Raw genomic sequence first — 13,669 nt, forward strand, 5'->3', positions numbered from 1 at the left:
GCCGCGCCGGCAGGAACAGGTGCGGCGGGTTGGGCGGAAATCGCCTTGACGCTCCGGTATCCTGTCTGTACTGTGACCCTGAATGGCTTGCCGACAAACAGACGTGACCGGAAAGGAATGAGTGCCAGATGACATCAGGGAACCCGTTGATGCTGCCCATGAACGACCGGGTCCGGCAGTCGTTTGTCCGCCGTTGCGTCAGCGACATCCTCAACGGCCTCAGTGACGGGCTGACCCATTTTTCCGGCGCGAGCCGGGCGGCGGTCATTTTCGCCCTCCGGCCGGACAGCCCGATGCTGCTGTGCGATCCCCAGAATCTGCTCAAGGGGCACGAGCCGATCTGCAAAAGTCTGTATCTCGACAATCAGAGCTGGCGGACCAACGAGAAGGTCCGATTCGACCGGAAGCACTACGCCGAAATCATCCCGATCAAGGATCCGGGACTGGCGGGTCTTTTGTCCCATGGCGGCTATTCGGGATCGGTCTTTTTTCAACAGTGGTTCACCGAACAGCATCCCGACCTCTGTGCCACCGGGCCGACCGAGTGCTGGCTGGAGCATGCGGTCTGGCGATTTTCCCACGATCTCGCCAACGATGCGGAGTTGTACACCGGTATCTCGGGATATTTTCTCAAGGAATACGCCACGCATGCGGTCCGGGACCACATCATCGACCTGATGAACGTGCAGCTCGGCTGGGACACCTCCATGCGGATTTATCCCATCCTGGACGCCGTGCTGATGATTTCCGAAACCCAGGAGGAGGGGTCCTGGGCGGAGGGGCGCCTGCTTTTCGTCGATCCCGGCATGCTCGACCAGTTGCATTTTCTGGTCAAGTTTCAGGAAGAATTGCGGCCGCAGTTGATCAACTACAAGCATGTGCGCAAACTGCTGCTCACCGTCGAGCGTTCGGGCCGCTCCCTGGTCAGCGACGGGCGGGCCATCTTGGGCATCTGCGACGATACCCTGCCGTCCTTCTCCATTTGCGCGGATTTCCGCGGCCGGTACGGGTTTCTGAAGGTGAACCGCGGCAAGGTGTGCAGTTTTGCCGACGGCAGATTCTCCTCGACCACCTATCAAGCCAAGCTGGTTCAGTTGGAGGAACTGCTGCTGGAGTCGGAACTCAAACGATTCGACTGTTATTTCATTTTCAAGATCGTGGTCAGCCTGGTGCAGCATGCCCAGCGCCGCAAACACGGCTGCGCGGTCGTCATCGATCTCAATGAACGCCCGGTCCGGATTTCGGGACAGACCCTCTCGCCGCCCCTGGATCTGCGCAAACCCTACACCCTGAAGCTGACCAAGTCGCTGGCCAAGGTGGATGGCGCGATCCACATCGGCGCGGACATGCATCTGCACGGCTTTGCCTGCCTGCTCGACGGACGGGCCTTCGAGGGGGAGGACCTTGCCAGGGGGGCGCGCTACAACTCGGCCCTGCGGTTCACCGCCGAGCATCCCAAGATCATCGTGGTGGTCGTTTCCTCGGACCGGCCGGTTTCCGTCATCCACCAGGGGATGGATATCCAGGGGGCCTGCGCGTGGACCCAGCAGGGCGGCTGCATGTATCATCTCGACCGCCTGGACTACTGGGTCGGCTTGTAGCCGGTCGCTCGCCCGGTGCCGCCGTCGCAGTGTTTCGGGCGTGCCGTCGGCCGCTAGCGGGTATAGTCCCGCACTTCGGGCTTGCCCTGGACGGTGAAGGCGGTATCGACGAGTTCCTGCAATCTGCCCCGGCAGGTGTGCACGGCCGGCAGGTCCGGAATGGCTGGCAGGAGCGTTTCGGCCCCGATCGGGGTGGCGAGCCGCATTTTTCCCGCCAGGGCGCTGTCCCGCTGCGGCGAGAGACCGCCCACCATCGGCCCTTCCTCCTGCATGGCCCCGCCGTCCAGACGGCGAAGAAATCCCATCATGGTGCCCAGGTCGTTGTTTCGGTGGAATTCGTCGATTTCAGCGGCAATGGTCTTGCCTTCCTCGACGAGTCGCCTGAGGGTGGCGGTGTAGGTTGCCACCCCTGCCCGCAGCCGGTCGTAGAGGTCGAAAAAGAGGTGGCGGAAGCGGGAGCGGCGGGTGAGGCCGTGGATGAGCTGCCCCTTGAACAGCCGCTGCCGGATGGTCGGCGAGCTGAGGAGGTAGGGATCGAGAAACACCTGGTCGCGCATGCCGGTCAGGCGGAAGAAGTCATGGATCAGGGATTCCCGCCCCAGGAGGATGTAGAGCCTGATCAGATCGAATCCCACCTCGTTTTCCAGTTGGCGGTAGGCCTCCCGAAGATGCCGGCTGTACTGCTGGCTGTCCTCCTCGATCATCTTGCGGAAGCCGAAATAGCGATCCGCCATCTCCTTCTTGATTTCCAGGGCGAGCGTGCCTTCCAGGTCGTGCATGCGTCAATCCGTCGTGCGCCTCCGCGAAAAGGGGAGTGGGAAAGGAACGGACCGGAGCGGAAGGGCGTCGCACCTTCCTTTTCCTGCTTGTCCATTGCCACCATAAATGACAATGCTAAAAAAAGCATGCGGGATCGTCGCCGTCGACCGGCCGATACACCGCTCTTCCCGTCGGGGCGAAGGCCACCCGGCCCGCGCCGGGGAAAAGATACAAAGCGAAGTACGCGAATGAACAGGTATGACCATTTCAGCGAGTCGTGAGCAGATCAAGAATACCGTCAAGGAGGCCGCCGATATCGTCCAGGTGATCGGCGAGGTGGTCGAACTGAAACGGGCCGGCAACCGCCTGACCGGGCTCTGTCCGTTCCACAACGAAAAGACGCCCTCCTTCACGGTCAATCCCCAGGGGCAATTCTTCCATTGCTTCGGCTGCGGCGAACACGGCGATGTCTTCGCCTTTGTGATGAAGTATCATCGCATGGAGTTTCCCGAGGCGCTCAAGACCCTGGCGCAGAGATACGGCATCGAGCTGGCGGAGCGGCAGCTGACCGAGGCGGAAAAACTCCAGTTACGCCGGCGCGAGGCACTGTACGAGGCCAACGAGGCGGCGGCGGTCGTCTATCAGCAGTGCCTGCGCCACCCAAAACTGGGCAAGGTGGCGCGGACCTATCTTGAGCAGCGGGGCGTGCCGGCCGCGATCGTCGAGCGCTACCGTCTGGGGTGTGCGCCGGACCCGGAACAGGCCGGCTGGAGCTATCTCGCCGAGCAACTGCTGGCCAAGGGCCTGTCCATTGACACCCTGATGCAGTCGGGGCTGGCGGTCGGCAAGGAACGCGGCGGCCACTATGACCGTTTCCGTTCGCGGGTCATGTTTCCCATAGCCGACATGACCGGGCGGATCGTGGCCTTCGGCGGCCGCATCCTGGGTGATGGCAAGCCCAAGTACATGAATTCGCCCGAGAGCCCGATTTTCGAAAAGAGCCGGCTCCTGTTCGGACTCCATCAGCATCGGGATGCCATCCGCAAAAAGCGCCGCGCCCTGGTGGTCGAGGGGAATTTCGATCTGCTCCTGCTCGCCGTGCACGGTATCGACAATGTGGTCGCCCCTCTGGGCACCGCCTTGACCCGTGATCACATCCGCACCCTGCGCGGCTACGGCGACGAGGCGGTTTTGCTGTTCGACGCCGACGCGGCCGGCCTGAAGGCGGCCATGCGCAGCATCCCCTATTTCCTCGCCGAGCAGGTCGAGGGGAGGGTGGCCCTGCTACCGGCCGGCCACGATCCCGATTCCTATGTCCGTGCCGAGGGACCGGCGGCGATCGCCGCCCTGGTGGAAACGGCCCGCCCTCTGGCCGAATTCGCCTTTGATGCCCTGGTGCGGACGCACGGATTGACCCTGACGGGCAAAAACAGGATCATCGCGGAACTGAAGGAACTCATCAGGGAGTCGACCCTTCCCGAGCAGCGGGCCCTGATGGTGGCCCATTTCAGCGAAAAATTGGGAGTGGCGCCCACGTATTTCCAGTCCGGCCGACCAACGGTGCGCCCGAGCGCCGCTGCCGAAGCGGCGTCCCCCTCCGAGGGGCTTGCCCGTCTGCCCATGCAGGAGCGGCAAGTAATCGATTTTCTCGTCCTCTATCCCGAATACTTCGACGAGCTCCTCCAGGCCGGCCTCGCGGATGTGGTCCGGGAACCCACCGCGCTCCGGCTGATCGAGCTGATGGCGCAGATGGACGGGACCGTCTCCCGGCAACCCGAGCAGGTGCTCGCGTATGTCGCCGATACGCAGGACCGCGCCTACCTCGTGCAGGTGCTCACCAAGGGATTGCCGCATGAGACCGGTCAGCAGGAACAGGCCCGAACCATGTGCGATGAACTGGTGCGCTGGCTGCGCGCGGCTGTGCACAAGCGGACCGTGGCTGAGTTGCAGGAGGAGATCCATCGGGCTGAAAGCCTTGGGAATACAGGGTTGTTGATGGAATTGATCCGTCGGAAACAGGAAATGGAACAAAAAAAGAAGGGCTTTTTAATTTAACATGTTGAAAAAAGATACAAATCGGATAAGTTTAAAAAATTGTATTTTAGGGTGGTTTTGATGTATCTCCTGTAATTTTGGCAAGTTGAAACGAATGAGCCGTATTTTTCTCGTATCCTTTTGATATGCTGTAATTCTTCGTTCTTCGTGGAAGGCGGGTGTGTCGAGGCATATGCCGTTGAGCGGACGGCGGTGTGAAGGAGGGGTGATGGAAGCGGATAGTTTTCTTTTGGAAGATGATCAAGAACCCGAAGCATGTGCCGAAAGACCGCATCAGGGGTGGGCACGCGATACGCACGAGGAAGACGATTGGGCCATTCGCAACGGCATCGAGCGCCGTTCATCCCTGGACCGGCGCATGGGGGAGGACAGGCGGTCGGGCGACCGGCGAGGAACGGGGAGCAGCATCGATCCGATGAACATCTACCTCCGGGAAATGGGCAGCCAGCGGTTGCTCAGTCACGAGGAGGAGATCGAACTGGCCCGCATGGTCGAAGATGGGGAAACCCGCATTCAGCAGGCGGTGCTGCGGCTGACATTGGGGGTCACCGCGCTCAACGACCTGGCCGAGAATCTGCTGCGGGGCAATGTCCGCATCAATTCGGTGATCCGCGGCTTGTCCGACAACGACGAAGAGGAGTTGACCACGGTGCGGGACGCCTTCCTCGACCAGGTGGAAAAGGCGAACGAACTCGATGCCCGGCGCCGGGAGCTGTTTCTCGAATTGAAGAAACATGCGGGCGACGGGGCCAGGGAGACCGCTTTGGTAGCCGACATCCTGGCCGTAGGCAGCAACATAGCCAACCTCTTTCAGGCGTATCGACTGTGTTCCAAGGGGTTGCTGTCGGTGGCCGACGCGGTCAAGGAATTGGCCCAGAAATTCAACAAGGTCCGGGTGGTTGCCCGCCAGCAGGAATTGTTGCTTGCCGCCCGGCGGCATTTATTGCACCCTGAATCCGCCGAAATCAATCCCGCCGAAGTCGAGCAGCGCGTCACCCTCGAACTGGCCGAAACCATTGGCATTTCATGGCCCGCCTTCATCCAGGTGCAGCAGGAAATCGAAATGGGGCGGGAGACCGCCAAACAGGCCAAGGATATGTTGGTCCGTGCCAATCTCCGCCTGGTGATCTCGGTTTCCAAGAAATTCATGAACCGCGGCATGCAGTTACCCGACCTTATTCAGGAAGGGAACATCGGCCTGATGAAGGCCGTTGAGAAATATGACTACAAGCGGGGCTACAAATTTTCGACCTATGCCACATGGTGGATACGCCAGGCCGTGACCCGCGGCATCGCCGACCAGGGACGGACCATCCGTCTGCCGGTGCACATGATCGAAACCATCAACCGTCTGCTCCGGTTCTCCAAGGATTTTCAGCGGGTCGAAAGCCGGGAACCGACCCCGGAGGAGATGGCGGCGCAGTTGGGTACCGACGTGGAGAAAGTGCATATCGCCCTGAAAACGGCCAAGGACGCCATTTCCCTCGATGCACCGGTCAACGATGAAGAGGATACCCTGCTCAGCGACTTCATCGAGAATCATGCCCATCCCGATCCCCAGGACTATTCGACCACCGAAAGCCTCAAGCGATGCCTGTGCAAGGTGATGGGGTCGCTGACCCCCAGGGAGGAAAAGGTGCTGCGTATGCGCTATGGTATCGAAATCGGTTGTGACCACACCCTGGAAGAGGTCGGGCAGTGCTTTGCCGTCACCCGGGAGCGCATCCGCCAGATCGAGGCGCAGGCATTGAAAAAACTGCGGCACCCGGCGAGAAGCCAGGAACTGCTCGCCTTCATGACCGATTAGCCTCCCTTGTCCCGCCCTCCGGCCGCCGAAGACTGGTTGACCCTCTCGTTGCTTCCCGGCCTGGGATGCACCCTGATCAACCGCCTCGTTCGCTGGCTTGGATCGCCGGCGGCAGTCCTTGATGATCCGTCCGGTCTCCGGTCGCGTCCCGGTATCGGTCCTCGACTGGTCGACATCCTGAGCGACACCCGGCAGAGAGCTGCGGCCCGGCAGCGCGCCCGTGACGAATTGCGTCGGCTCGGCGAGTTCGATCTCACCCTGCTGACCCCCGATTGTCCCGCCTTCCCCTCTGCCCTGCGCGTTCTTCCCGACAGCCCCGTTCTCCTGTACTGCCGTGGTGCCCTCGATTGGCTGGAGCGGCCGGCCGTGGCCGTCATCGGCTCACGGGCCGCCACCGACTACGGCCGTCGCGTCGCCACAACCTTTGCCACCGAGCTGGTGGCCGCGGGAGTGACGGTTGTTTCCGGCGCCGCCTACGGGATCGACGCCGCTGCCCACCGCGGCGCCCTGGCGGGCGGTGGCGGCACCATAGCGGTCCTCGGTTGCGGCATCGACGTGATCTATCCCCGGACCCATGCCGAGTTGTTCGGCAGCATCGCGGCCAACGGCCTCGTGCTCAGCGAATATCCGCTGGGGACACGGCCGGAAGGCTTCCGCTTTCCGGCGCGCAACCGGATCATCAGTGGTCTGGCCATGGCCGTGGTGGTGGTGGAGGCCACCGAGAAATCGGGTTCTCTCATCACCGCCCGACTGGCGCTCGACCAGGGCCGCGAAGTTTTTGCCGTGCCGGGCCGGATCGATTCCCGCAAAAGCGCTGGTACCCATCGTTTGATCCAGCAGGGCGCCCATCTGGTGCAGAGCACGGCCGACATCCTGGAGGAGTTGTCCTGGACCAGGGCGTGCATATCCGACCCGGTCGACACCGCTTTGCCGTCGCCGCTGACGGAGCCGGAACGGCGGCTGCTCGACGCCCTGGACGTCTACCCCCGTGACATCGACGCCCTCGTCCGGACTACCGGCCTGACCGTAGCCGAAATCCACGGGCTCCTGCTCCAGTTGGAATTGCAGGGACTGGTCCGCCAGGTCCCCGGCCAACAGTACGAGCGTGTCCGCACCGATTGAAATTCCCGGCAGTCCGTCATCGCGAATAACCGGTTTTTTTCCGGACAATCTGGTATATTTCGGGTTCACGGCAGCCAGCGCTGCTCAAAGAGCCATCTTTTCTTTCGGGAGTGCCATGCGATCCCTCATGATTGCGCCCTCGATCCTTTCCGCCGATTTTTCCCGACTCGGCGAAGAGGTCAGGGCTGTCGAAGCGGCGGGAGCCGATGTCATCCATGTGGATGTCATGGACGGCCATTTCGTGCCCAACATCACCATCGGCCCCCTGGTGGTCCGTGCGGTCCGGGCGGTGACCCGGCTGCCGGTCGACGTCCATCTGATGATCACCGACCCTGATCGCTATATCCACGATTTCATTGACGCCGGCGCCGATTGGGTGACGGTGCATGTCGAGGCCTGCACCCACCTCCACCGCACCCTGACCGCGATCAGGGAGCGGGGCAGAAAGGCCGGCGCGGTGCTCAACCCGGCCACCTCGCTCTCCACCCTCGAATATGTCCTGACCGAGGTCGACCTGGTGATGCTGATGAGCGTGAATCCCGGCTTCGGTGGCCAGTCGTTCATCGAATCCTCGCTGGAGAAAACGAGACGGCTGCGGCAGATGCTCGACCAGGTGAATCCGGGGGCCGGCATCGAGGTGGATGGCGGCATCGGCCCCGCGACCATCGGCCGGGCGGCGGCGGCCGGAGCCAACATATTTGTGGCCGGTTCCGCGATTTATGGGCAGGAAGATTATCGGGCCATTATTTCCCGGATGAAGGAACTGGCGCGGCAGTGACTGCCCAAGGCAAGGGGAGACGTCTATGGAATTTCGTGATTTTTCGGCATATGCAGCGGTGGGCAGACTTGCCGCCCTGGCCAAAGCCCCCCATGATCTGACTGCGGCGGCCGGATTGACTGCGCAGCGGATCGGCGCGATGAAGGCGTCGTGCTGTGGCTTCGATCTGCTGTACGCAACCCAGCGGGTCACCCCCGAGGTTGTGGATGCCCTGCAGGAGCTTGCCGACGAGGCCGGGCTGGTTGCCGCCTGTGCGGCGATGCAGCAGGGGGCGGTGCTGAACCGCATCGAAGGATATGCCAGTGAGAATCGGCAAGTCCTCCATACTGCCTGCCGCGATGTCTTTGCGGAACCGCCCCTGGTGCCGGCGGCCACGGCCAAGGCCCGGCGGGAACTCGATAAATTGCGAATTTTTCTTGATGAATTGGCCGACGGCACCGTCACCAATGCCCAGGGCCAACCCTTCACCACCATGGTGCAGGTGGGCATCGGCGGTTCCGACCTGGGACCGCGCGCCCTGTATCTGGCGCTGAAGGCATACGCGCTTCCCGGCCGCGCCGCCCAATTCATCGCCAATGTCGATCCCGACGATACGGCCGAGGTGCTGGCCGGGCTCGATCTGTCGCGCACGCTCTTCAACGTCGTGTCCAAGAGCGGCTCCACCCTGGAGACCCTGACCAACGAACAGTTGGTCCGCGCCCGGCTCGCGCAGGAAGGCCTGGATCCGGCCCGGCATCTGATGGCGGTCACTGGCGAGGGCAGCCCCATGGATGACCCCGGCACGTATCTGCGGTCCTTTTATATGGAGGACTACGTCGGCGGCCGCTATTCGGCGACCTCCATGGTGGGGCTGGTCACCCTGGGGTTCGCCCTGGGATTCGAGGCGGTCATGGCAATCCTGCAAGGGGCGCACGAGGTCGACCGGGCCGCCCTGGAGCCCGACATCCGGGCGAACGTTCCCTTGCTGCTGGCGCTGTTGGGGATCTGGAATCATAATTTCCTCGGCCATGCCACGGTGGCGGTGTTGCCGTACAGCCAGGCGCTGTCCCGATTTCCTGCCCATTTGCAGCAGTGCGACATGGAGAGCAACGGCAAGTCGGTTACCCGGCATGGAAAGGCGGTCGGGTGGCAGACCGGGCCGGTGGTCTGGGGCGAGCCGGGGACTAATGGCCAGCACGCCTTTTACCAACTGATCCACCAAGGCACCGAAGTGGTGCCGGTGGAGTTCATCGGTTTCCGCTACAGCCAGTATGGCCTCGATCTCGAGGTGGCCGGGACGAGTTCGCAGCAGAAACTGATCGCCAATATGCTGGCCCAATCCCTGGCCCTGGCCCTGGGTAAGCGGGACGACAACCCTGCCCGGTGTTTTCCGGGGAATCGCCCCAATTCGGTCCTGATTGCCGACCGGCTGACGCCGCGGACCATGGGGGCGCTGCTGGCAATCTATGAACACCGGATCGCGTTTCAGGGATTCTGCTGGAACATCAACTCGTTTGACCAGGAAGGAGTGCAGTTGGGCAAGGTTTTGGCCACCCGACTGCTGGATCTGCTTTCGGGTAGGATGGTTTCTGCGGAGTCGACTACCCCGGAAGAGAGCATGCTGCGGCAGGCCGGAATCGAGTGAAGGTGGATACCCTTGTCATCGCAGTTTTGCATGGCGCGACAGTGTCTTAGATTTTTTGTTGACAAAGGGTTGCCGGGCGTTTATGCTCGCCCTCTGAATGAGCATTCAATATAGTAATGCGCGTTCTTGCCTGTATTGACGTGCATTTTTCGTTCAGGCTAATTGAATTGACAGGTTTTTTTTAACCACATAATCTCTAGGAGGAACACTGATGGCAAAGCATGAAACGCCTCTATTGGACGAACTGGAAAAAGGTCCATGGCCGAGTTTCGTCACCGACCTCAAGCAGCAGGCAGAAACCAAGCCTGAGTGCTGGGATATCCTTGGTCAGCTTGAGCTTTCATACAAGGATCGGATCACCCATTGGAAACACGGCGGTATCGTTGGCGTTTTCGGTTACGGCGGTGGTATCGTCGGTCGCTATTCGGACGTTCCTACCCGGTTCCCCGGCGTCGAGCATTTCCATACCGTCCGTATCGCCCAGCCGTCGGGCCTCTACTACACCACCGAGAACCTCCGCGCGCTGATGAATCTGTGGGAGAAGTACGGTTCCGGCGTCACCAACATGCATGGTTCCACCGGTGACATGATCTTCCTCGGCACCCGGACCGAGAACCTTGAGCCGCTGTTCTGGGATCTGACCCACGATCTGAATCAGGACCTGGGCGGTTCCGGCTCCAACCTGCGGACCCCCTCCTGCTGTCTGGGCGACTCCCGCTGCGAGTGGGCCTGCTACGACGCGCAGGAAGTCTGCAACAGCCTGACCCAGCGCTATCAGGACGAGATCCATCGTCCGGCTTTCCCCTACAAGTTTAAATTCAAATTCTCCGCCTGCCCGAATGACTGCGTTGCCGCCATCGCCCGTTCCGACTTCGCCGTTATCGGCACCTGGAAGGACAGCATACGCATCGACCAGGCCGCTGTGCAGAAGTACATTGCCAACGACTCGGAATATCCATCCAACGCCGGTGCCCACAAGGGACGTGACTGGGGTAAATTCGATATTCAGAAAGAGGTTATCGATCTCTGCCCCACCAACTGCATGTGGATGGAAGGCAATGAACTGAAGATCGACGATGCCGAGTGCACCCGCTGCATGCACTGCATTAACGTCATGCCCCGCGCCCTGCGCCCCGGCGCCGAGAAAGGTGCCTCCATCTGCATCGGCGCCAAGGCCCCGATTCTTGATGGCGCCCAGTTCGCCACCTTGGTTGTTCCGTTCATCGAAGTGAACGCCGAAGATGATTTTCAAGGCATCGTCGACATGATCGAGAAGGTGTGGGATTGGTGGATGGAAGTGGGCAAGAACCGCGAGCGCGTGGGTGAGACCATGCAGCGCATCGGTCTGCCGACCTTCCTGAGTGTCATGGAGATCGAACCCATGCCTCAACATGTGAAAGAACCGCGTTCCAATCCGTACGTCTTCTGGAAGGAAGAAGAAGTGCCTGGTGGCTGGGAGCGTGATGTTGTCGCATTCAGAAAACGTCACGCCGCCTGATAACCGTCATCGATAGAACCTAACGGAACTACTTATAAGGAGATAATATAATGGGTTACGATCCGAATAATCCTATGGAAGGTCGGATTACCGACTTGGGGCCGCGGTACTATGGAGATTTTCTGCCGCCAGTCATCAAAGAGAATAAAGGCAAATGGCTCTATCACGAGATCCTTGAGCCCGGTGTCCTCATGCATGTTTCCGAAACCGGTGCCAAAGTGTACACGGTTCGTTGTGGCTCCGCCCGTCTGCTGACCGTCAACCGGATACGTCTCATCTGCGACGTCGCCGACAAGCATTGCGATGGCTACCTTCGTTTCACCACCCGCAACAACGTCGAGTTCATGGTGGACAGCAAGGAGAAAGTCGAGGCGCTGAAAGCGACCTTGAAGAGTCACGGCACCACCTTCCCGATCGGTGGGACCGGCGCCTGCGTGACCAACATCGTCCATACCCAGGGCTGGGTGCATTGCCATACGCCGGCCACCGACGCATCCGGGCCGGTCAAGGCGGTCATGGACGATCTGTTCGAGTATTTCGGTTCCATGTCGCTGCCTGCTCAGGTCCGTATCGCTCTGGCCTGCTGCCTGAACATGTGCGGCGCCGTTCATGCCTCCGATATCGCCATTCTGGGCATCCATCGCAAGCCGCCGATGATCGACAACGATCGCATCACCGGTGTTTGCGAAATTCCGTTGGCCATCGCTTCCTGTCCGCTCGGCGCGATCAAGCCTGCCAAGGCGACCAACTCCGCCGGCGAGGAAGTAAAATCGGTCAAGGTCAATGCCGAGCGCTGTATGTTCTGCGGTAACTGCTACACCATGTGCCCGGCCATGCCCTTGGCCGATCCGGAAGGCGACGGTATCGCCATTCTGGTTGGCGGCAAGGTTTCCAACTCCAAATCAGCGCCGAAATTCTCCAAGCTGGTTGTACCGTTTCTGCCGAATACCACTCCGCGCTGGCCGGAAACCGTTGCCTGCGTTCGTCAGATTCTTGAAGCCTATGCCAAGGATGCCAAGAAATACGAGCGCGTCGGTGAGTGGGCCGAGCGGATCGGCTGGGAGAAATTCTTTGAGAAAACCGGGCTTCCGTTCACGGAGAAATCCATTGACGATTACCGTCTGGCATACGACACGTGGCGGACTACCACTCAATTCAAGTTCACCAGTCATACTGCCGCATACACCAAGTAACAGCAAGTAACCGATGATCGGCTCTGATTTTCAGAGCCGATCATTTTTGTGTTTTTCACACACCACGAGGAGCGCATTATGGCACTGAGCGTAGAAGAACTGAAAAAGGCCATTATAGAAAAGGCGAAAAAAGCACCAAAACCCCAGCTGTACATCAAAGATTTTTATGAGTGCGATCCGGACGCCAAGCCGAGAGACATCAAAAAAATCGCCAATGCGCTGGTGACCGAAGGTGAACTGATGTTCTGGTCATCCGGGTCGACCACCATGTATGCCCGTCCTGACCGCATTCAGAACGAAGAGAAGTAACAGCTTTTTCTGGTACATCGGATGAGTGAGCAGGGATCCGTTTCAGGGTCTCTGCTTTTCTTTTTTGGGCTGCCTCGCTGCACCACACCGGCTCAGGACACATGATTCTGCGCTTTGACCATATTGATTCCACCAATCGGGTTGCCAAGGATTTGGTGGCGGAAGGTACGCCAGCCGGAACGGTCGTGCTTGCCACCACCCAGTCGGCAGGGCGGGGGCAATATGGGCGCGCCTTTGATTCGCCCCAAGGCGGATTGTATTTCTCCCTGGTGCTCGAACCGGATTTGCCTTTCGATCAACTCCCGTTGATCACTCTGGCAACTGGGCTTGCCTGCCTGACGGCACTCCGGTGCCAATTCGACGTGGCTCCCCGCATCAAATGGCCTAACGACCTGTATCTTGACGGGAAAAAACTCGCCGGTATTCTTTGTGAAAACGTCATCAAGCCTGGTCGGGCCAGTGCGACGGCAACGATCATCATCGGTGTCGGCGTGAATGTCAATAACCGCGTCCAGGATTTCGCGGCGGAGGTGCAACCCGTGATAACCACACTCCTCGAGCATCTGCATGCGCCGATAGAGCTGGACGGGCTCCTGTCCACCCTGACCGATGCCATCACCGAACAGGTGACGAGGCTCCGATACGACCGGATCGCCCTGCTAACGGAATGGCAACAGGTCGACCTGCTTTGCGGGTGTCCCGTCACATACGGCCGCGACGGCCTGGATCTGGTCGGCGTGGGCCTTGGGATTACTGAACAGGGATTGTATAGAATTCGCGGAGAGAACGGTGTGGAGCATCAGGTGATTGGTGGGCAGCTTCGCCCGCGTGTCGCATGATCCTCTCATTGTTGCCACACGGTTTGTCCGGCCATTCATGACGCAAGGATGCGGTTCGTGCGGTTCAACGGCCTGCCACGCGAG

General features: G+C 60.4%; 11 protein-coding genes. 10 read left to right on the forward strand and 1 reads right to left on the reverse strand.

All coding sequences use genetic code 11. The annotated features are described in order from the left end of the window. Positions 1-128: 128 nt before the first annotated feature. A complete protein-coding gene (locus tag Q362_RS0103985; RefSeq protein WP_245590152.1) occupies positions 129-1,601 on the forward strand; it encodes a DNA integrity scanning protein DisA nucleotide-binding domain protein in 1,473 nt (490 codons plus the stop codon). Between the two features lie 53 nt (positions 1,602-1,654). On the opposite strand, the gene Q362_RS19020 is transcribed toward Q362_RS0103985, so the two are convergent. Further along, positions 1,655-2,380: a hypothetical protein gene (locus Q362_RS19020; protein WP_051553615.1), complete on the reverse strand. Its 726-nt coding sequence runs from the start codon at positions 2,378-2,380 to the stop codon at positions 1,655-1,657. 238 nt (positions 2,381-2,618) lie between these two features. On the opposite strand from Q362_RS19020, the gene dnaG reads away from it, so the two are divergent. The 9 genes from dnaG to Q362_RS21995 all read left to right on the forward strand — a co-directional run bounded on the left by dnaG (position 2,619) and on the right by Q362_RS21995 (position 13,585). Further along, positions 2,619-4,415, forward strand: coding sequence for a DNA primase (dnaG, locus tag Q362_RS19025; RefSeq protein ID WP_028317630.1), 1,797 nt, complete (start codon positions 2,619-2,621; stop codon positions 4,413-4,415). A gap of 208 nt (positions 4,416-4,623) precedes the next feature. Next, a complete protein-coding gene (locus Q362_RS0104000; protein ID WP_028317631.1) occupies positions 4,624-6,222 on the forward strand; it encodes a sigma-70 family RNA polymerase sigma factor in 1,599 nt (532 codons plus the stop codon). Positions 6,223-6,258: 36 nt separating this feature from the next. Next, the gene (gene dprA / locus Q362_RS0104005) at positions 6,259-7,344 is read left to right on the forward strand and encodes a DNA-processing protein DprA (RefSeq protein ID WP_035215569.1); all 1,086 of its coding nucleotides are present in this window, start codon (positions 6,259-6,261) and stop codon (positions 7,342-7,344) included. 115 nt (positions 7,345-7,459) lie between these two features. Continuing rightward, on the forward strand, positions 7,460-8,122 hold the full coding sequence (rpe, locus tag Q362_RS0104010; protein ID WP_028317633.1) for a ribulose-phosphate 3-epimerase: 663 nt from the start codon (positions 7,460-7,462) through the stop codon (positions 8,120-8,122). Between the two features lie 25 nt (positions 8,123-8,147). Continuing rightward, positions 8,148-9,746 (forward strand): glucose-6-phosphate isomerase, encoded by a 1,599-nt coding sequence (locus Q362_RS0104015; RefSeq protein WP_028317634.1) that lies wholly within the window; start codon positions 8,148-8,150, stop codon positions 9,744-9,746. A 211-nt stretch (positions 9,747-9,957) separates the two neighbouring features. Then, the gene (gene dsrA / locus Q362_RS0104020; RefSeq protein ID WP_028317635.1) at positions 9,958-11,244 is read left to right on the forward strand and encodes a dissimilatory-type sulfite reductase subunit alpha; all 1,287 of its coding nucleotides are present in this window, start codon (positions 9,958-9,960) and stop codon (positions 11,242-11,244) included. A gap of 50 nt (positions 11,245-11,294) precedes the next feature. Then, the gene (gene dsrB, locus Q362_RS0104025) at positions 11,295-12,437 is read left to right on the forward strand and encodes a dissimilatory-type sulfite reductase subunit beta (RefSeq protein WP_028317636.1); all 1,143 of its coding nucleotides are present in this window, start codon (positions 11,295-11,297) and stop codon (positions 12,435-12,437) included. Between the two features lie 78 nt (positions 12,438-12,515). Continuing rightward, complete coding sequence (locus tag Q362_RS0104030; protein WP_028317637.1) at positions 12,516-12,746, forward strand: dissimilatory sulfite reductase D family protein; 231 nt, start codon at positions 12,516-12,518, stop codon at positions 12,744-12,746. A gap of 101 nt (positions 12,747-12,847) precedes the next feature. Further along, on the forward strand, positions 12,848-13,585 hold the full coding sequence (locus Q362_RS21995; protein ID WP_051553617.1) for a biotin--[acetyl-CoA-carboxylase] ligase: 738 nt from the start codon (positions 12,848-12,850) through the stop codon (positions 13,583-13,585). The last annotated feature ends 84 nt before the right edge of the window (positions 13,586-13,669 follow it).

Source organism: Desulfobulbus elongatus DSM 2908 (genome assembly GCF_000621145.1).
GTDB classification, from domain to species: domain Bacteria; phylum Desulfobacterota; class Desulfobulbia; order Desulfobulbales; family Desulfobulbaceae; genus Desulfobulbus; species Desulfobulbus elongatus.